We start from the raw sequence: 19080 nt of genomic DNA on the forward strand, positions 1-19080 counted from the left end.
AATCATTGCCATTGATCGGGTTTCGCGGCGAAGTTCCTGGAGGCGTGGTTTGCTCGGTGGTCTCCCCTCATGAGGGCCCTGCGGTGGCCGATGCTGGGTTTCGGCGTCTTCGCGCTGGTGTCGCTGCTGGTCACGACCGTGCTGTGGAATACGTTGGCGCGCAGCGTCGCCGGTCCCACCCACAGCTACACGGCGACGTTCAGCGATGTGCTCGGGCTGCGCGTGGAAGACGATGTCCGCATGGCCGGGGTGCGGGTCGGCAAGGTGACCGGGATCGCGCTCGACCGCGATCGGCGCAGCGGTAGGCATGTCGCGAAGGTGACCTTCCGCGTACAGCGCGCCCAGACGCTCTACACCGATACGAAAGCCCTTGTGCGCTATCAGAATCTGATCGGGCAGCGGTATGTGGCCCTGGCGCCGGGGACCGCCGCCGACGCCCGGCCGCTGCCCGCGGGCGGATCCATTCCCCTCGAGCGGACCGAGCCGTCGTTCGATCTCTCCGGTCTGCTGAACGGTTTTCAGCCACTGTTCTCCGTGCTGTCGCCCGAGCAGGTGAACCGCCTGTCGAACACCCTGGTCCAGGCGCTGCAGGGCGACGGGATCTCGTTGTCGGCGTTCATCGTGCAGGCGGCGGAGCTCGCGACGGATTTTCATCGCCGCGATGCCATCCTCGCCGACGTGATCACCAATCTCGGTTCGATCATGCACGGCCTGGCCGTGCGCGGCGGCGAGTTGGAGACCCTGGTGGCCCAGACCCGTTCCCTGATCGATGGGTTGTATCGGCAGGGGCAGTCGCTGCTGAGGTCCACCGAGCAGATCGCCGCGGACGCCGACGGTCTGGTGGGGCTGGTCGACCGGGTACAGCCGACGCTGGCGAGGGCGCAGACCTCGGTGCACGACGCGCTCACCCTGCTGCTGGCCAACGGCGCGAAATTCGAGCAGGCCGCCGTCGACGTGCCTGCCATGCTGGCCGACCTGGGTCGCGCCACTCAGGAAGGGGCCTACGTCAATGCCTACCCCTGCAGTGTGGATGTATCCCTCTACGGCATCCTGCTCCCGCGTGGCCTACTCACCCGAATCGGCGGCAACTCCCATTCGGCCGTCTGCCGCGGCTGAGCCCGCAATCCCTTCCGCCGCGGCCAAGGCCCCCAGGAACAATTCGACGTTGTCACGGACGAATTCGTCGCGTGAGTAGGCCGACGGTTCGTGGATCCAGGCGGTGACCGTCTCGCCGAATCCGGCCACCAGGAAGCGGGAGGTCAACTCGACCACTCGGTCGTCGGCCTTGTCGCCCAACTGGTTTCGTAACACACCGGCGAACGCGCCGACGTAGTCCTCCGAGCGGGCCAGCCGGCGTCCGGCCACGCCGGGGTGGGCATAGGCCTTGGTGGACAGGAACTTTCCCTTGGCGGGATCGGCCAGGAAGAAGTCCACGATCGCCTCGACGACGGCGGTCATGCAGGCGCGACGATCGGCTCCGGCCCGTTGGACCGCCCGGCCCAGGGCTCGCGCCAGCTCCGCCGACACCATGTCGAATGCCGCACCGGTCAGATCGTTCAGATCGGCGAAGCTCTCGTAGACGAAGCGGGTCGACAGCCCGGCCCGCGCGGCCACCCGCCGCACGGTCAGCCGGTTCGCACCCTCGCCCTCGAGCACCGCGATCACCGCCTCGAGCAGTTGCTCGCGGCGGCTCTGCTCCCGCTGAGCCGCGGGTACACCGCCATAACGCCGTCCGGTTCGCGCAGCCTCACCCATGATCGTGTGTCGCCCGTCACCTCTCGCACATGTTGACACGTTTGTTTCCCAAATCCTACCTTCGAGAAACAAATGTTTCCTCAATGCGGAGGGCGAGATGACCCTGCCTGGATTGGCTCCCGATGCCCCGGCGGCCCGGTACGCCGCCGACTGGCGGCTGATGCTGTTCGCGCCGGCCGCGCTGCTGCTGCAGGTGGCCCATCCCGTGATCGGGTCGGGCGTGGCGGAGCATTCCATCTATCGGGTGGATCCGGTCCGCCGGTTCGACCGGTCCTATTGGCCCACATTGGCTTTGGCGTTCTACGGTGACGACACCGCCGCCTACGGACGCGACATCCGCGCGCTGCACAAGCCGATCGGCGGGGTCGACCATGCCGGGCGCCGGTATCACGCCTGGGATCCGGAGGCGTATTTCTGGGTGCTGGCCACCGGGTACTGGGCGTCGACGCTGATCGCCGATCGCATCGAGGACGGCTTGGCCCCTGCCGAGCGGCGAGAGCTGTACGCCGGATGGCGGCAGATGAGTCTGCTGGCGGGCCTGCGCGACCGGGACGCCCCCGCGGATCTGGCGGGCTTCGAGGAGTACTTCGAGCGTGTGCTCACCACCCGCCTGGAACATCATCCGTCCGTCGACGACGTCTACGAGGTGATGCGACGGCCACCGGCCCCTGCGCGGGTGCCCGGCCTGGTGTGGAAGCCGATCATGTGGGGGATCGTCGGGCCGTTCGCGGCGTGGGTGAACACCGGTGTCCTGCCGCCGCAGGTCCGGGAGTTGCTCGGCCGCACGTGGACTCGGCGCGACGAGCGGTTGCTGCGACTGTTCTTCCGGGTGGTGCGCGTGATCGATCGGGTGTTGCCACGGCGACTGCGCATGATCACCCGCACGGTCGCGCTGTGGCGGCGGGACCGGATCATGGCACAGGTCCGAACGTCGGCCGAGGCGGCCTGAGATCGTGGGCGGCACCGGAGAAACCACGACCGCAATGACGTCCGGTAACCCTGCGCCCGATCGGCTGCCGTCGCATCAGGCCAACTGTTTCGGATGTGGTTCGGGAAACGAGTGCGGCCTGGGAATCCGGTTCGACCGCGCGGAGGACGGCATCCGCGGCACTCTGGTGCTGGACAAGCGGCACGAGGGAGCGCCGGGGCTGGCGCACGGCGGCATCGTCGCCACCGTACTGGACGAGGCGGCCGGAATGGCACTGATGCCCCTGCGCCTGCCCGCGGTCACCGCACAGCTGAATGTGACCTTCTGCGCACCGATTCCGCTCGGGAAGCCGCTGCTCGTGACGGCCCGGCTGGACCATCGCGAGGGCCGCAAACTGCATATCGCGGCGCACATCGAACTGGACGGCCGCACCGCCGCGCAGGCACAGGCCCTGTATATCGAGGTCGCCCCGGACCACTTCCATGCGCACGGCGCCGAACCGGGAGACCTTCCCGGACTGGGAATCTGACCAATCGAACTGCCGTCCCGGGCGATCGCGTGACAATGGGTGGGTCACCCCATGCGCCGGTCTGCAGTGGAGGTCGTGATGATCGACCGGGAATCGTTCGACTACATCATCGTCGGGGCGGGCAGTGCAGGCTGTGTGCTCGCCGATCGGCTCAGTGCGGATCCGTCGGTTGCCGTGCTGCTGTTGGAGGCGGGGCCGGTCGATGACGCCGATGAGATTCGTATTCCGGCTGCGTGGGGGAAATTGCTGCGTACGCAATGGGATTGGCGTTACGAGACGGTTCCGCAACGGCAGTTGGGCGGGCAGCGCGCCTATTGGCCACGGATGAAGGCGCTGGGCGGCTGCTCGGCGATGAACGCGATGATCTACATTCGCGGCAATCGCGCCGACTACGACGGCTGGCGGCGCGATTTCGGGGCGGTCGGCTGGAGCTATGAGGATGTGCTGCCGTACTTCGTGAAGTCGGAGACCAACACCGGTCTGCGCTCGCCCTATCACGGCACCGACGGCCCGCTGCACGTGGAGAATCCGCGCTTCGTCCACGAACTCACCGACGCGTGGATCGAGGCCGCCGTGGCCGCGGGCCTGCCCCGCACCGACGACTTCAACGGCCGCGATCAGGAGGGTGTCGGCCGCTATCAGGTGACCCATCGCCGCGGCCGCCGCTGGTCGACAGCCGATGCCTATCTGCGCCCGGCGATGTCGCGCCCGAATCTGACCGTGCGCACCTGCGCCCACGTCACCCGCGTGCGGCTCGAGGGTCTGCGCGCGATCGGCGTCGACTATGTGTGCGGCGCCGCGGAACATACCGTGTTCGCCGAGGCCGAGGTGCTGCTGTCGGGTGGCACGGTCAATTCGCCGCAGCTGCTGATGCTCTCGGGCATCGGCCCGGCCGGGCATCTGCGCGAGATCGGCGTCGACGTGGTGGCGGATCTGCCGGGAGTGGGGGAGAACCTGCACGACCATCCCGCGACGCCGATGCTATGGCGCACCCGCGACTCCTCGGATCTGGCCCAGTTCGAGACGCCGCCGCGGTTGGCGCAGTGGCAGGCATTCGGCCGTGGGCCGCTGGCCTCGAATATCGGCGAGGGTGGCGGCTTCATCCGCACCCGGGCCGAGGCGCCGGCGCCGGACATGCAGTTCCACGTCGCGCCGACGGCCTTCTACGACAACGGGTTCCACGAGGCCATCGCCCCGATGTTCACCGCTGGTCCGACGCTGGTCGAGGTGCACAGCCGGGGGCGGTTGCGGTTGCGGTCGGCCGATCCGCTGTGGAAGCCGGAGATCGATCCGGCGTATCTGTCCGATCCCCGCGACCTGGAGACCTTACTGGCCGGAATGCGCCGGTTGATCGATATCACCCATCGACCGCCGCTGTCGAAATACCTGGAGAGGTCCTATCTTCCGGAGTCCGTCGACGCCCTCGGCGAGGATGGTCTGCGCGCCCACATCGCGCGCTGGACCCAGACCCTGTTCCATCCCGTGGGCACCTGTGCGATGGGCACCGACGAGCGGGCGGTGGTGGATCCGGAGCTGCGGGTCCGCGGTATCGACGGCCTGCGCGTAGTGGATGCGTCGATCATGCCCCGCATCGTGCGCGGCAACACCAATGCGCCCACCGTCATGATCGGCGAGAAGGCCGCCGACCTCATTCGTGGCCGCCGCGCCGCGGCCGCGGCCGTTCCCGTTGCGAAGGAGAGCAGCCGATGACCGCAACCAGTCATGTGCAGAGCACCACCTCACGCCCCACCTTCGAGGTGCGCAATCCGGGCACCGGCGATCTGGTCGGCACCTATCCGATCCACGACGAGAGCGATGCGGCCGCGGCCGTCGAGCGGGCACGGACCGCCTTCGACTGGTGGTCCGGACTCGGCTACGCCGAACGCGGGGAACGGCTGGCCCGATTCGCGGGAGTGCTCGCCCGGCGGATGGCGCAACTCGGGGCGATCATTCACGACGAGACCGGGAAACCGTATTCCGACGCCGTTCTGGAACCGGCGCTGGTGCTCGACCATCTGAAGTGGGCGGGCCGCAACGCGCGAAAGGTGTTGGGCCGCAAGCGTGCCCGGGTGGGGCTGCTCACCGTCAACCACGCCGCGTCGGTGGAGTACAAGCCGCTCGGGGTGATCGGCGTGATCGGTCCGTGGAACTATCCGGTGTTCACACCGCTCGGGTCCATCGTCTACGCGCTGGCCGCCGGAAATGCCGTGGTGTTCAAGCCGAGTGAATACAGCCCGGGCGTCGGTGCCTGGCTGGTCGAGATGTTCGGGGAGGTGGTGCCGGAACAGCCTGTGCTGCAACTGCTCACCGGGGATGCCTCGACGGGCGAGGCGCTGTGCCGGGCCGGGGCGGACAAGATCGCCTTCACCGGATCCACCGAGACGGCGAAGAAGGTCATGGCCGTCTGTGCGGAATCGCTGACGCCCATGGTGGCCGAATGCGGGGGTAAGGACGTGCTGATCGTCGATGCCGACGCGGACCTGGATACCGCCGTCGATGCGGCGCTGTGGGCGGGGATGGCCAACGCCGGTCAATCCTGTATCGCCACCGAACGCGTGTATGTGCACCGGGCGGTCTACGACACGTTCGTCGACAAGGCGGTGGCCCGGGCGCGAGAGCTGCGTGCCGGTATCGATACCGAGGCCAAGATCGGCCCGATCACCATGCCGAAACAGGTCGCGGTGATCCGACGGCACCTCGAGGATGCGATCGTGCGCGGCGGCCGCGTGCTCACCGGCGGTGTGGGTGAGATCGCCGGGCAGGTGGTGCAGCCGACCGTGCTGGTCGATGTGCCCGAGGACGCGCTCGCGGTCACCGAGGAAACCTTCGGCCCCACGCTGACCGTGGCCGCCGTGGCGGATATGGACGAGGCGGTCGAGCGTGCCAACGCCAGCCGGTACGGTCTGTCCGCGGCGGTGTACGCCAAGGCCCGCGGCCGGGACCTCGCCGACCGGCTGCGCACCGGAATGGTCAGTGTGAACGCGGTATTCAACTTCCCGCAGATCCCGTCGCTGCCGTTCGGCGGCGTCGGCGCGTCCGGTTTCGGCCGCATTCACGGGCCGGACGGCCTGCGCGAATTCACCTACGCCCACGCCGTGGCCCGGCAGCGCTTCGCCCCGCTCATGGCCCTGACCACCTTCGATCGCACCGAGAGGACCGACCGGCTGGTGGCCAAGACAACGACGATGCTGCACGGGAAAAGGTATGTGGGCTGAGGGAATTCACACCGTCTGCTCGAGAAAGCTCAGTGCGTCGGCACCGTTGTCGGCGAAGTAGATCAGCTCGGTCAGCGAACGCGGGAGGAAGCCCTCCGCGTCCATCCGCTCGAGCTGCTGGCGCAGGCCGTCGTAGAAGCCCGCGGTGTTGAGCAGCACGATCGGCTTGCCGTGCAGGCCATGCTTTTTCAGCTCGATGATGTCGGTGGCCTCGTCCAGGGTGCCGGTGCCGCCGACCATGATCACCACCGCGTCGGCGCGGGCCAGCAGTTGCGCCTTCCGCTCGGCCAGGTCGGCGGTGATGATCATCTCGTCGGCATTGTCGCGGGCCTTGTCTCGCAGAAATTCCACCGACACACCGACCAGCCGCCCACCGGATTCCTGTACGCCGTCGGCGACCAGTTTCATCAGGCCCACATTGGACCCGCCCCACACCAGGGTGTGCCCGCCCTTGCCGATCATCTCGGCGAACTCACGGGCGGGAACGGTATAGCGCTCGTCGAGTTCGGCCGCGGAGAGGAAGACGCAGATGTTCACCCAGTCAGCCTAGGGGGCAAGGCAACCGGTTTTCAGGTGCGGGCGCGGACGGCCGCGATCACGGTCTCGCCTCGGAGAGCAGACGCAGGTATCCCATGCTTTGGTTGGGTGAATCGGGGCGCTGTAGGCGCCAGATGCGGGCCGGTGGCGGATTCCGGTTGACGGTGACGCAGTCGGTGCCGTAGCGGGCCCAGTATTCGGCCAACGTTTCCTCGACGGCCGACCTGCTCGACGGCGATCCGGATATCGAGGTGGTCGCGCAGGCCGCCGACGGAGCCGAGGCCGTCACGCGGGCCACCGCGCATCGCATCGATGTGGCGCTGGTCGATATCCGGATGCCGCGCGTGGACGGCATCGCCGCCATCACCCGGCTGCGCGCGCTGCCGCACCCGCCCCGCGTCATCTCCCTGACCACCTTCGACCTCGACGAATACGTCTACAACGCGCTCGCCGCCGGTGCCGACGGCTTCCTGCTGAAAGACACCGATCCGGCGGAGATTCTGCGCGCGATCCACCTGGTCGCCGCCGGTTCGGCCATCCTGCATCCGAGCGCAGCCCGCCGGGTCATCGACCGCTACCACCGCACCACCCGCCCACAGGCGGTCTCGGCACGGGTTCGGTTGGACCGGCTCACCCCGCGCGAGCGCGATGTGCTGGCCTGGGTCGGCGAGGGCGCCACCAATGCCGAGATCGCCGAGCGACTCGGCATGCGCGAGAGCACCGTGAAGGCCCACGTGAGCCGCGTCCTCGCCGCCCTCGAGGTCGGCAATCGGGTACAGGCCGCATTGTTCGCCCGCGACGCGGGTCTCACGCCAGGGTGAGGAAACCGAGTGGACGGCCTCAGCAGCCCAGCTGTTCGGCGAGGTCGCCGAAACTCTTCGCACTCAGATCACTGACCGTGTCTTCGGCGCGGTCGGCGGTGCGGTGCGGGCCCTTTTCCCGGGGACGCTCGACGAATGCGGTGCGCAGGCCCGTCTCCCGCGCGCCGTCGATATCCCAGCGGTGGCAGGCCACCATCAGCACCTGCGCGGGATCGACGTCCAGCAGGTCGGCCGCCGTCCGGTACACCTGCGGCGCGGGTTTGTAGGACCGCGCCAGCTCGGCCGACACGATGCAGTCGAAGGGCAGCCCGGCCGCCTTGACCAGCCGCGTCAGCAGCGCAAAACCGCCGTTGGACAGGGCAGCGACGGTGTATCGCTGCCGCAGGCGGGCCAGGCCCGCCGCGGCGTCGGGCCAGGCGGGCAGCAGATGCCACGCCCGCACCAGTCGCGCGCGGGCCGCCTCGTCCAGTTCCGCGCCGATTCCCTTGTCCGCCAACAGTTTGTCCAGCGACTCGCGATGCAGAGTGTCGAGATAGGCCCACTCGCGCTCGCCGTCGCGAACCCGTTGCATGGCGGGCAGATACATATCGCGCCACTCGTTGGCGAAGTTCTCGGCGTCGAGATCCACACCGGCGGAACGGAAGACCTCCGCGGCCTGTTGGCCGATCCCGGTGTACCAGTCCACGGTCGTGCCGAAGATGTCGCAGGTGATCACCTGCACGCCGTCGCGGTCGAATTGCGGCATGTGGCCTCCCTCCGCCGATGCTGTCGTGACCGCACGATACTCGACTATAGTCAGGGCGTCCAGACCCCGAAAAGCGCTGCGCCCCGGGCATATCGGCCCGGGGCGCAGTCGATGTGGAGAAATTCAGAGGGTGCTCGGGCTGTTCTTGGCGGCCGAGCGGATGGAGAACGCGTAGACGACCTCCATGATGCCCATGAAGATCAGCCACCAACCCACCACCAGGGTCAGCACGGCGATCGAGTGGATCGGCCACACCACCAGGGCGATACCGCCGATGATCAGCACGATGCCGTAGAAAATGGTCCAGCCCCGGCCCGGCAGGCCCGGCGGCGCCTCGACCCCCGCCACCAATGAGGCGATACCGCGGAACATCCAGCTGATACCCACCCACAATGCCAGCAGTACCACGGCGTCGCCGATGCTACGGAAGCAGAAAAACGCCAGAATGAACGACAACACACCGCTGATCAGCGACAGCACCCGTAAACCGGTGCCGACGTGCGGCCCGAATGCGGCAACCAATTGCAGGATGCCCGAGACCAGCAGATAGATGCCGAACAAAATGCCGGCCACCGCCAGTGTCGGCCCGGGCCAGGCCAGTACCAGGATGCCGACGATCACCGACAAGATGCCGATGACCAGCAACGACTGCCACGCGCCACGGGCCAGCTGATGCAGCGGCCCTTCGTAAACACTATTGCTGGTTGTCATTGAGGAAGAATAAGTCTCTTCCTGCAATTAGCGGGTCATTAGCTACAAATCGAACGTGTCGCGCGTCCATATGCGCTGCCGGGCCGATTCGACGCGGGTGAAATCGACCTCGTTCATACCCGTGCGGTGACACGGCCCCGGTTGGCGCGGGCGAACTGTCCCGGTGACTGACCCTTCCACGACCTGAACGCCGAGGTGAACGCCGAAACGCTGGAGTAGCCGAGGCGGTCGGCCACCTGCTCGACGGTCAAACCGGCCATCAGCAATTCCTCGGCGAGCATGCCCACCGTCTCGTTGCTCAGCTCGCGAAATGTGGTGCCCTCCTGGGCGAGCCGGCGCCGCAGGGTGCGGACGCTGACATCCAGGTCGGCGGCGATATGGGATTGGTCGGTGACGCCGCCGTGGCGGATCAGCAGCCGGCGCACCTCGCCGCTGATGCCGGTGCGTCCGCGGCGGCGCTGGATGAGATCCGCGCACTGCTGCTCGTAGTAGCGCTGGGTGGCCAGATTCGCCTGCGGCAGCGGCATTTCCAGGGTGCTGGCCTGCCATATCATCCGCGACCGCGGCGCGCCGAAGACGATGGTGTCCACGCCCAGCAGGGTTCCGAACATCTCGTAGATCGGGTGTGCCTCCACGGCGAGTTCGACGCGCGCGGTGGGCACCTTGGTCGGCAGCAGATCCTGCTGGATGGTCCCGATCGCCGCCAGATCCCGCTCCAGGACGAACCGGCGCAGATCCTCGGGCACGGTGCGGTCGTCGCGCACGATCCACACCTCGTCGCCGTGATCCTCGAGCCAGTGCCGGGCCAGGGTGGCCGACAGATCGGCGTAGCGCAGGCCCACCTCGGCCGCCTGCCGCAGCGTGGCACAGCTCATGACCGCGAAGCCGAGCACGCCGAAGCTCGGTGCGTGGCACAGCAGTCCGGCCATCAGGCCCAGCCCGGGCTCGTCCTGGATGCCGGTGACGACGTTGCGGGTCAGCGTGATTTCCTGGGCGAGGGTGATCTCGGCGGTGGGATCCTGGAGCTGCTGCTCCGAAATTCCCGTCTCCCGCAGGATGTCGGGGACCGGCAGGCCGCGGGTCACCGCGAAGTCCGCCAACAGCGCGGCGCCGGTGATGGATCGCAGTCGGAGTGGCTCATCCGTAACCCAGGCATCATCCACACCGAAATCGTCCCAGAATCGCCCGCTCGCGCGTCCCATATTCGCCGATTTCTGGCCCATTGCGCACTGGTTGAGCCTTCACGATAGCCATACGGTTTCTCTCATGCCGCATCGTGATCGGCGCACCCTTTCGACCCGGGCATTCGTCCACTTGGCCCGTGCGCTGCGCGATCGCGGTGCGGCACCGCCACCCTCGATGCGCCGGAGTGAGCCCCCGAATGCTGTCCGCCCGTTCGAATACCACCTGCACCGCCTGGATCACCGTGGCCGCGCCCGCCGACGGGACGGTGCTGGGAACGTTGCCCATGCACAGTCCCGACCGGGTCCGGGCCGTGGTGGCCTGCCTGCGCGAGACGCAACTGCATTGGCGCTCACTGGGTGTCGTCGGGCGGGTGCACTGGATGACCCGGTTCCGTGACTGGTTGCTGGACAACCGGGATGTCCTCGTCGAACTGCTGGCCGCCGAAACCGGCAAGTCGGTTTCGGATGCCGTGCGGGAGTTCCGGCTCGCCATCGACGCGATCGACTACCACCGCACCCGCGGCGCCGATTTCCTCGGCGGGCAGCGCCCGCGCCCGAACGGCGTCTCGCATGTGGCGCTGCGGCTGGCGATCGGCTACCGGCCGTGCGCGGTGACAGGGGTACTCGCGTCCTGGATCTACCCGCTGGCCACGGCGATGTTCGATGCGGTTCCGGCGCTGCTGGCCGGATCCGCGGCGGTGGTCAAGCCGTCGGCGGTGACGCCGTTGACGACGCGCGCGGTCATCACCGGCTGGGCGCAGGTCGGCGCGCCGCCGGTGCTCGACTTCGTCGCCGGACATCAGGCGGGACCGGCGCTGGTCGACGCCGTCGACCAGGTGTACTTCACCGGCTCACCGGAGGTGGGAAAGGTGGTCGCGCTGCGCGCGGCGGCCCGGCTCGTCCCGTGCCGTCTCGAACTCGGCGGCAAATCCTCGGCCATCGTCCTGGCCGATGCCGATCCGGACCGGGCGGCGGCGGGGATCGCGCTGGGGGGCTTGGCCGAATCCGGGCAGAACTGCCACAGCATCGAGCGGGTCTTCGTCGAATCCGCCTGCTACGACGCCTTCGTCGATCGGTTGGTCGCCGAGGTGGCCGCCTTCGGCGCCGCCGATCCGGACGATTCCCGCGTGGACGTCATGACCTCCTCCGCCCATGTGCGCCAGGTCCACGAACAGGTGCGCGACGCGCGGGCGAAGGGTGCCGTGGCGCGCATCGGCGGGACGGGGGCGGGGCACCTGTTCGCGCCGACCGTGCTCGCCGGGGTCGATCCGTCGATGCGCGTGCTGAACCACCAGACCCTCGGGCCGGTGCTGCCGGTCGTCCGGGTCGCCGACGCCGACGAGGCGATCGCACTGGCCAACGATCCTTCCGGACCGTGTGCGAGCGTCTGGACCACCGACGAGGCGGCCGGCGCCTATGTCGCCGGTCGATTGTGCGCGGCCCGGGTGGGCCACAACGACGTCTCGGTCCACCTCGTACCGGCCAACTACCCGTAATACCTCCCTGTCCAAGGAAGTTCGCAACAACACGAGAGAGTCATGAACAACTGTCACGCAGAGGTGAAGTGATGGGCGGATGGCAGGTTTTCGCCGCGACAATGGTCATGGCCGGCGCGCTGGCGGGTGTGATCATGAGCATGCGGCCCCAGCGAATTCCACACGGGCGCACGGTGGCCGAGATCCGGGAGCGCGTACTCGCGGAATCGGTGAAGCCGGCCGTGCCGCACAGCGCCCCCGACCATCCGCTGGCGGTCCCCGAGGCGCACCGCACGATGCAACAGCATCTCGACTGCACCGTGGCCCACTGTGCCCGCAAGGCCGCGGCCTACCGCGTGCTGGTGGCCGCGGGGCGCCTGAAGCCGCGCTGACATCACGCTGAAACCCCCCGTGCATTCCTGGTGATTCACGACGCGCCAACGACGCTTGCCGGAAATCTGCAGTCGTTATGGGCAATATGTCGGCAACAGGGGTGAAGTCTCACGGAAAGGGTGCGCGTGTCGACATTCCAAACGCCGACTCTGCAGTTCTGGCCGGTACACATGCGTGGTCGGCGGGAGCGTCGGACCATCGTGCTGTGCGCTGTCGCGCTGCTTTCCTGCCTGTTTGGCATTGATACAGTTACTCATGCGTCGGCCGTGGTGCAGGCGCAGCAGGAGTTCGAGATGGCCCCCCGCGCCGCCGCGCTGGCCGCCGGTATCGGGACGCTGCTGGCGGCGGCGTGCGTCCTGGGCGCCGGAGTGCTCGGCGACCGGACCGGGCGCAGACGACTACTGCTGTACGGCGGTGTCGGCGTCGTGGTCGGCGCGACGATCACCGCCTACGCACCCACCGCCGAGCTGTTCATCCTCGGCCGCGCGATCACCGGTGCGGCGACCGCCGTCGCGTTCGTCACGGCCCTGGCGCTGCTTCCGGCCCTGTTCTTCCACCGCGAACTGCCGTGGGTGTTCGGGGTGTGGCTGGGCATCGAGGCGGTCGGCATTCTGTCCGGCGGTATCGCCGGAACCGTGCTGAGCGTCGAAACCGTCTGGCGCAACGGATATCTGCTGACGGCCTGGATCGCGGCGGCGGGCGTGCTGCTGGCCTGGCTCACGGTGCCGGACGCACCGCGCGCGGCACCCCGCCGATTCGATGTGGGTGGGCTGCTGTGGGCGACGGTGGCGCTGGTGGCCGCGGTCGGCGGCATCGAGTACGCCGGGCTGCACGGGTGGGGGAATTCGGTGGTGCTCGGCGCGGCCGCGGTGTCGTTGTCGGCGTTCGCGATATTTCTGCGCACGGAGCGGCGATTTTCGCGGCCGGTGTTTCCGGCGGAGGTGTTCGACTCGCTGCCCTTCGGCGCGGCCTGCCTGGCCGGGGTGGTGTTCGGTTTCGTCGATGCCGCCTACACCCGCCAGACCGCGCGGCTGCTGGGTGACTATCTGAACGGTTCGGCGCTGACGGTCACGCTGTCGGTGGTGCCGCTGTATCTGGGCATGCTGCTGGGCGCGGTGCTGGCCGGGCAGGCGCAGGAGAACGGGATGTCGGCCCGGGCGGTGCTGGCGTCGGGCCTGATGTGCTGCGGGCTGGGCACCGTGGGCCTGGTGTTCGTCGACGAGCACACCGAGGTGTGGCTGTACGCGGTGGCCGGTGCGTTGATCGGGTTCGGGGCCATGGGCGCGCAGAACGCGCAGGCGGTGCTGATCATGTCGGCGGTCCCGCCGCGCCAGGCGGGTTCGGCGGCCGCGGCGAAATTCGCGATGGGGCAGGTGGGTTTCGGGCTGTCACTGAGCATGCTGGCGCCGATCGTGGCCGCAATGCCGGATTCGGCGCCGACCGGCAGTGTCGCCGCCAACGTCGACGGCTACAGCGAGGCGATGTTCGTGACGGCCGTCGTCGTCTGCACCGCCGCCGTCGCCGTCACGATCCTGGTGTCCGGAAATCTCGCCCGCGTGGTGGTGCGCACGGCGTTGCCGCATCGGCGGGGGACGTGGCGCTGGGCGGGGATACGGCCGTGGTACCGCCCCTTACAGCCGCACGGTGAGCAGCCGGTAGCCCAGGTCGAGGGTGGTCCGGGCGAGCAGGTCGGGGTGCCGGGCGACCCAGGCGCCACTGTCGAGGTCCGCGCGCAGGCGCGAGAGACCCTCGCGCAGCTCGGATTCGGGGGTGAGGGCGAGCATGGACATGCCGGCGCGGACGGTCGGATCGAGGTAGGCGTGTGGGCGACGCCAGAAGGCGCCGCCGAAGCCGTCGGCGCAGTCGAAGGGCACGGGGATGGGGGTGATCGTGACCTCGCCGAGGCGATCGACCAGTTCGTCCAGCTCCACGGCGAGCATGCCGTCGGTCTCGGCCGCGGCGGGCAGATACTCCCGCAGCAGCCAGAATTCGCGGTACACACGGTGATCCCAGGTCAGGACGACGATGCGGCGGCGGGCGATCCGCTTCATCTCCGCGATGCCCCGGTCCAGGTCGGTCCAGTGATGCACGGTGAGCACCGCTAGCGCGGCGTCCACCGAAACCGATTGCAGCGGTAGCGTTTCGGCCACGCCCTGCACCGCCGGTGCGGCGCCGGGCGGCCGCTGATCGATCATGACCCGGCTCGGCTCCACCGCGACCACCGTGTGCTGCGGTTCGTAGGACCCGCTGCCCGCACCGATATTGGCCACCGAGGCCATCCCCCGCAGCGCGTCCTCGATCCGCGCCGCGATGCGAGGGTCGGGTTGCCGCGTGCGCGTGTACGTCCGTCCGGTCGAGTCGTAGCGAGTCATCGGTTCATGATGCTGGATGTGCAGGAAACCCGCCGCCTCCCCTCGAAGCGTGGAATATTTCGGCGGGTTGCCGGTAGCTGAGTGGTTCGAATCGTGGCACACCAGCACGCTGACTGCGCTGCGGATTTTCCGCAGGCAGTGAGTAGAGGAGGGTGTTGTGATTCTCGTGACCGGAGCTACCGGGACCGTCGGGCGGGCCGTTGTCGAGCAGCTGAGGGCGCGGGGTGTTGCTGTCCGGGCAATGACCCGCAGGCCCGAGACGGCCCGGCTGCCCGAGGGAGTGGAGGTGGTGGGCGCGGATCTGGGCGATACCGGCAGCCTCGTCGGCGCGCTGGAGGGCATACAGCGCGTGTTCCTGTTGTCGGCCGGGCCCGAAATCCCCCGGCACGATGCGAATCTCGCCAAGGCGGCCGCGGCGGCCGGGGTGGTGCACATCGTGAAGCTGTCGTCCGGGCGCACCGGAGACGACACCGCAACCGACCCGATTCCGACCTGGCATCGCGCGGGGGAGCGGGCGGTGCGGGAGAGCGGGGTCGCGTGGACGATGGTGCGGCCGTTGGGCTTCATGTCCAACGCCCTGCACTGGGCGGCGACGATTCGCGACCGAGACACCGTCTATGCGCCGTTCGGACAGGGCCGGATCGCGGTGGTGGATCCCGGCGACATTGCCGCCGTGGCGGTCGCGGCATTGACCGAGCCGGGGCACGAGGGGCAGGTCTACACCCTCAGCGGGCCCCAGGCGCTCGGGCCGGGTGAGCAGACCGGCATTCTTGCCGAGGTGATCGGGCGGCCGCTGCACTATGTGGAGACCTCTGCCGCCGAGGCGCGGGCGGCGCTGCTGCGGTCCGGGGTCGACGCCGAGATGGCCGATGCCATCATGGCGTTGCGCGCCACCGCGCTGGAATCGTTCACCTCGGTGGTGCATCCCACCGTCGAGGCGGTGATCGGTCGGCCGCCACGGAGCTTCCGCGAGTGGGTGCTGGCCCATCGCACGGAATTCGCCTGACTAGGGCGGCACGGCAGGGGTATTGCCCTGCGCAAGGCCGTTCTGACGTCCACGGTCCTTGATTCATACCCTTAGGGGGTATAACTTCGGCGAGAGCGTTCGGCATGGGCCGTGCGCAGGCGCGAAGGGAGGTCAGGGTGCACGCGATAACCCACGCACTGGCGTTGGCGGGGTCGATGACCTGGGAAATCCTGTGGGCGCTGATCCTCGGATTCGCGCTGTCGGCCGTGGTGCAGGCGGTGGTGCGCAAATCGACGATCGTGCGGCTGATGGGTGATGACCGGCCCCGCACGCTCGCGCTCGCCTCGGTGCTGGGGGCCGCGTCGTCGTCGTGCTCGTATGCGGCGGTGGCGCTGGCCCGCTCGCTGTTCCGCAAGGGCGCGAACTTCACCGCGGCCATGGCGTTCGAGATCGGCTCCACCAATCTGGTCGTGGAGCTGGGCATCATTCTGGCGCTGCTGATGGGCTGGCAGTTCACCGCCGCCGAATTCGTCGGCGGGCCGATCATGATCGTGTTCATCGCGGTGCTGTTCCGGATCTTCGTGCGATCGCGGCTGGTGGAGGCGGCGCGGGCGCAGGCCGACCGCGGGCTGGCCGGATCGATGGAAGGCCATGCGGCCATGGATATGTCGGTCACCGGCGGGGGGTCGTTCCTGCGGCGGCTGCTGTCGCCGCGCGGCTTCACGGCGGTCTCGCACGTATTCGTCATGGAGTGGGCCGCGATCCTGCGGGATCTGATCGTGGGTCTGCTGATCGCGGGCGCGATCGGGGCGTGGGTGCCGACTACGTTCTGGCAGAACTTCTTCCTGACCGATCACCCGCTGCTGTCGGCGGTGTGGGGGCCGATCGTGGGTCCGCTGGTGGCCGTCGCCGCATTCGTGTGCTCGATCGGCAATGTGCCGCTGGCGGCGGTGCTGTGGAACGGCGGCATCAGCTTCGGCGGCGTGGTCGCCTTCATCTTCGCCGACCTGCTGATCCTGCCGATCCTCAACATCTACCGCAAGTACTACGGCCTCCGCATGATGCTGACCATTCTCGCCACCTTCTACGTTGCCATGGTCGCCGCCGGCTATGTGGTCGAAATCCTCTTCGGCGCAACAGGTCTCATCCCGGAACACCGGCACGCCATGGTGATGGAGGAGGGCATCCGCTGGAACTACACCACCTGGCTGAACATCGCCTTCCTGCTGCTGGCCGCGATGCTGGTGCTCCGGTTCGTGCGCACCGGCGGCATCCCCATGCTGCGCATGATGGGCGGCGCCGCCGACACCGAGCACGGCTCGGATCACGCCGAGCATGGCCACGACCCGCACGACCACCGCGGTCACCACCACTGACCGGTCGTCTTGTACCCCCTTCCCTTTCTGGGGGCTGCCTTTGATCCGGTTTGGGTGCCGCCTTTGATTTCTCGCCGGGCACGGCCACTTATTCCCCGCCTCGGCGCGCCAGCGCCGGGGCGGGGGTCGGGGGATGGGGGACTATATGGCCATGATGATCGACGGGACGGTGGCGCAGGGATTCGAACCCGTAAGGGAGGCATTCGCGGCGAACTTCGCGCGGGGCGCGGAGGTGGGTGCGGCCGTTGCCGTGTACTACGACGGGCGTCCGGTGGTGGATCTGTGGGGTGGGCTTGCCGATCGGGAGGCGGGGCGCCGGTGGCAGCGCGACACCCTGCAGTTGGTCTATTCGGCCACCAAGGGCGTCACCGCGACCGCCGCGCACCTGCTGGCCCAGCGAGGGTTGCTGGATCTGGATGCCCCCGTCGCCCGGTACTGGCCGGAGTTCGCCGCCGCGGACAAGGGTGACATCCCCGTGCGGTGGCTCCTGTCGCATCAGGCGGGTCTGCCGGTGCTGGACAAACCCGTTCCGCTGTCGGACGCGCTGGCCTGGGATCCGATGGTCGAGGCGCTGGCCGCACAGCGGCCGGTGTGGACCCCGGGCACCGCGCACGGCTATCACGGCCGGACCTTCGGCTGGCTGGTGGGCGAGGTGATCCGGCGGGTGTCGGGCCGCTCGGTGGGGCGGTTCGTGGCCGAGGAGATCGCCGGCCCGCTGGGGATGGACTTCTTCATCGGCCTGCCGTGCGCCGAGCGCGAGCGCGTGAGCCGCCTGGTCTTCGCACCCAAACCCGATCCGACCGCGATCTCGATCGATCAGGTCCCCGAGCACCTGCGCGAGATGTTCGCCGCGGCCCAGGATCCCGATTCGCTGACCAACCGCGCGTTCGCCGTGACCGAACCGCCCGACCCCGACTTCGACGCTCCCGCCGTGCAGGCCGCGGAAATCCCGTCCAGCAACGGCATCGGCACCGCGCGCGGCCTGGCCCGGATGTATGCCGCGCTGATCGGAGAGGTCGACGGGCTGCGGCTGCTATCGGCCGAGACCCTGGCCGATGCGACCCGGGAACAGGCCAGCGGCATCGACCGCGTCATGCTGATTCCGGACGCCTACGCCTCCGGTTACATGCTGCCGACCGCCGAATTCACCCTCGGCGGACCGGATTCGTTCGGCCATCCCGGCCGCGGCGGCTCGCTCGCCTTCGCCGATCCGCGCCGCGGCATCGCCTTCGCCTACGTCACCAACCACATTGTCGAGGGCAGCCTCGACCCGCGCGCGGCCGACCTGGTCGCGGCGCTGGAGACCGTTGTGGCCTGATCACGCCACGGCGTAGTCGCCGAGCGCCGGTGCGAGCAGGTCGAATACGCGGTTCGCCTCCTCGATCACGGTCTCTGCGATGCGGCGACGCGGCAGGCCGGCCAGGGTGAGCTCCTGCACGCGACCGAACAGCAGGCGATAGGCCGAGGTGAGTTGCGCGGCGGCGGCGCGGCGCAGGATGTCGTCACCGGGCAGCACCTCGGCCAACGCCTGCTCCCGCAGGTCGTGCAGTTCGCGCAGGCGTGCGGTGAGGGTGGGGCTGTCGGCGATCATCCGGCAGAACTCGGGTCCGGAGAATCCGGCCAGCGGGTCGAAACGCTCTGCCGCGGCGAGGAATTCGCGTTTCAGCGCGGTGAGTGCCGAGACACCCGCCGGGCGTGCGGTGACCGTGTCGGCCAACCAGGCGACGAATTCGGCGTGGATGTCGATCGCCAGATCTTCCTTGCGGGGGAAGTAGTTGGTGACCGTCTTCTTCGCGACCCGCGCGGCGTCGGCCACCTCGGCGATGGTCGTCGCCTCGAAGCCGCGCTCGATGAACAGGCGGGTGGCGTGGTCGGAGATCGACTGCCGGGTCTCGCGCTTCTTGGACTCCCGCAGGCCGGGGCTAGGTGAGCTCACGCGATGAAATTTACCACGGGAGTAAATTTACCCTTGACCAACTCAGGTGGCTCGACATAAAGTTACGCTCGTTGTAACTTTCGTCGAAGGGAGGCCGTCATGCTGCCGCGCAACAGCTGCTGACCCCACTAGCAAC

At 68.5% G+C, this 19080-nt stretch carries 18 protein-coding genes and 2 pseudogenes; 13 read left to right on the top strand and 7 right to left on the bottom strand.

The features are described 5' to 3' along the window. Window positions 1-69 precede the first annotated feature (69 nt). Entirely contained in the window at window positions 70-1116 is a 1047-nt protein-coding gene (locus tag IU452_RS30640) for an MCE family protein (RefSeq protein WP_195112692.1), read from the top strand. Here IU452_RS30640 and IU452_RS30645 read toward each other — a convergent pair. After that, window positions 1066-1755, bottom strand: coding sequence for a TetR/AcrR family transcriptional regulator (locus IU452_RS30645; RefSeq protein WP_195112693.1), 690 nt, complete (start codon window positions 1753-1755; stop codon window positions 1066-1068). The two genes, IU452_RS30640 and IU452_RS30645, sit on opposite strands and share 51 nt — an antisense overlap. 97 nt (window positions 1756-1852) lie before the next feature. On the opposite strand from IU452_RS30645, the gene IU452_RS30650 reads away from it, so the two are divergent. From IU452_RS30650 to IU452_RS30665, 4 genes are all read left to right on the top strand, one after another. Next, window positions 1853-2704 (top strand): oxygenase MpaB family protein, encoded by an 852-nt coding sequence (locus tag IU452_RS30650; RefSeq protein ID WP_195112694.1) that lies wholly within the window; start codon window positions 1853-1855, stop codon window positions 2702-2704. A gap of 34 nt (window positions 2705-2738) precedes the next feature. After that, a complete protein-coding gene (locus tag IU452_RS30655) occupies window positions 2739-3212 on the top strand; it encodes a PaaI family thioesterase (RefSeq protein WP_195112695.1) in 474 nt (157 codons plus the stop codon). Window positions 3213-3290: 78 nt separating this feature from the next. Beyond that, window positions 3291-4922: a GMC family oxidoreductase gene (locus tag IU452_RS30660; RefSeq protein ID WP_195112696.1), complete on the top strand. Its 1632-nt coding sequence runs from the start codon at window positions 3291-3293 to the stop codon at window positions 4920-4922. After that, a complete protein-coding gene (locus IU452_RS30665) occupies window positions 4919-6427 on the top strand; it encodes an aldehyde dehydrogenase family protein (RefSeq protein ID WP_195112697.1) in 1509 nt (502 codons plus the stop codon). Before IU452_RS30660 ends, IU452_RS30665 begins: the two co-directional genes overlap by 4 nt. A gap of 6 nt (window positions 6428-6433) precedes the next feature. Here IU452_RS30665 and IU452_RS30670 read toward each other — a convergent pair whose 3' ends face one another. Continuing rightward, on the bottom strand, window positions 6434-6964 hold the full coding sequence (locus tag IU452_RS30670; protein ID WP_195112698.1) for a TIGR00730 family Rossman fold protein: 531 nt from the start codon (window positions 6962-6964) through the stop codon (window positions 6434-6436). A gap of 218 nt (window positions 6965-7182) precedes the next feature. Between IU452_RS30670 and IU452_RS39325 the strand changes: the two are divergent. Together IU452_RS39325 and IU452_RS39330 are read left to right on the top strand one after the other, a co-directional pair. Beyond that, a pseudogene (locus IU452_RS39325) lies at window positions 7183-7464 on the top strand (response regulator); the annotation flags it as partial. A gap of 120 nt (window positions 7465-7584) precedes the next feature. Next, window positions 7585-7785: a helix-turn-helix transcriptional regulator gene (locus tag IU452_RS39330; RefSeq protein ID WP_324192938.1), complete on the top strand. Its 201-nt coding sequence runs from the start codon at window positions 7585-7587 to the stop codon at window positions 7783-7785. Between the two features lie 19 nt (window positions 7786-7804). Here the strand turns inward: IU452_RS39330 and IU452_RS30680 are convergent, their stop codons facing one another. From IU452_RS30680 to IU452_RS30690, 3 genes are all read right to left on the bottom strand, one after another. Beyond that, window positions 7805-8530 (bottom strand): haloacid dehalogenase type II, encoded by a 726-nt coding sequence (locus IU452_RS30680; protein ID WP_195112699.1) that lies wholly within the window; start codon window positions 8528-8530, stop codon window positions 7805-7807. Between the two features lie 123 nt (window positions 8531-8653). After that, the gene (locus tag IU452_RS30685) at window positions 8654-9241 is read right to left on the bottom strand and encodes an HdeD family acid-resistance protein (RefSeq protein ID WP_195112700.1); all 588 of its coding nucleotides are present in this window, start codon (window positions 9239-9241) and stop codon (window positions 8654-8656) included. A 113-nt stretch (window positions 9242-9354) separates the two neighbouring features. Continuing rightward, the gene (locus IU452_RS30690; protein WP_195112701.1) at window positions 9355-10404 is read right to left on the bottom strand and encodes an AraC family transcriptional regulator; all 1050 of its coding nucleotides are present in this window, start codon (window positions 10402-10404) and stop codon (window positions 9355-9357) included. A gap of 218 nt (window positions 10405-10622) precedes the next feature. Here IU452_RS30690 and IU452_RS30695 point away from each other — a divergent pair, with 218 nt between their 5' ends. The 3 genes from IU452_RS30695 (at window position 10623) to IU452_RS38625 (ending at window position 14398) form a co-directional block, all read left to right on the top strand. After that, a complete protein-coding gene (locus IU452_RS30695) occupies window positions 10623-11921 on the top strand; it encodes an aldehyde dehydrogenase family protein (RefSeq protein WP_195112702.1) in 1299 nt (432 codons plus the stop codon). Window positions 11922-11992: 71 nt separating this feature from the next. Beyond that, window positions 11993-12292, top strand: coding sequence for a hypothetical protein (locus tag IU452_RS30700; RefSeq protein ID WP_195112703.1), 300 nt, complete (start codon window positions 11993-11995; stop codon window positions 12290-12292). 171 nt (window positions 12293-12463) lie between these two features. Further along, complete coding sequence (locus tag IU452_RS38625; RefSeq protein WP_228819079.1) at window positions 12464-14398, top strand: MFS transporter; 1935 nt, start codon at window positions 12464-12466, stop codon at window positions 14396-14398. Here IU452_RS38625 and IU452_RS39335 read toward each other — a convergent pair. Beyond that, window positions 14387-14665 (bottom strand): annotated as a pseudogene (locus tag IU452_RS39335) (SAM-dependent methyltransferase); the annotation flags it as partial. The gene IU452_RS38625 and the pseudogene IU452_RS39335 sit on opposite strands and share 12 nt — an antisense overlap. A 157-nt stretch (window positions 14666-14822) precedes the next feature. On the opposite strand from IU452_RS39335, the gene IU452_RS30710 reads away from it, so the two are divergent. The 3 genes from IU452_RS30710 to IU452_RS30720 all read left to right on the top strand — a co-directional run bounded on the left by IU452_RS30710 (window position 14823) and on the right by IU452_RS30720 (window position 18326). Next, window positions 14823-15671, top strand: coding sequence for an NAD(P)H-binding protein (locus IU452_RS30710; protein WP_195112704.1), 849 nt, complete (start codon window positions 14823-14825; stop codon window positions 15669-15671). 137 nt (window positions 15672-15808) lie between these two features. Beyond that, window positions 15809-17008 carry a permease gene (locus IU452_RS30715; RefSeq protein WP_324192918.1) on the top strand — a complete coding sequence of 400 codons (1200 nt, stop codon included), beginning with the start codon at window positions 15809-15811 and terminating at the stop codon, window positions 17006-17008. A gap of 133 nt (window positions 17009-17141) precedes the next feature. Further along, window positions 17142-18326 carry a serine hydrolase domain-containing protein gene (locus tag IU452_RS30720; RefSeq protein ID WP_228819046.1) on the top strand — a complete coding sequence of 395 codons (1185 nt, stop codon included), beginning with the start codon at window positions 17142-17144 and terminating at the stop codon, window positions 18324-18326. Here the strand turns inward: IU452_RS30720 and IU452_RS30725 are convergent, their stop codons facing one another. Next, window positions 18327-18944 (bottom strand): TetR/AcrR family transcriptional regulator, encoded by a 618-nt coding sequence (locus IU452_RS30725; RefSeq protein WP_195112706.1) that lies wholly within the window; start codon window positions 18942-18944, stop codon window positions 18327-18329. Between the last annotated feature and the right edge of the window lie 136 nt (window positions 18945-19080).

The organism is Nocardia transvalensis (genome assembly GCF_015477765.1).
In the GTDB taxonomy this organism is placed as follows: Bacteria; Actinomycetota; Actinomycetes; order Mycobacteriales; family Mycobacteriaceae; genus Nocardia; species Nocardia transvalensis_A.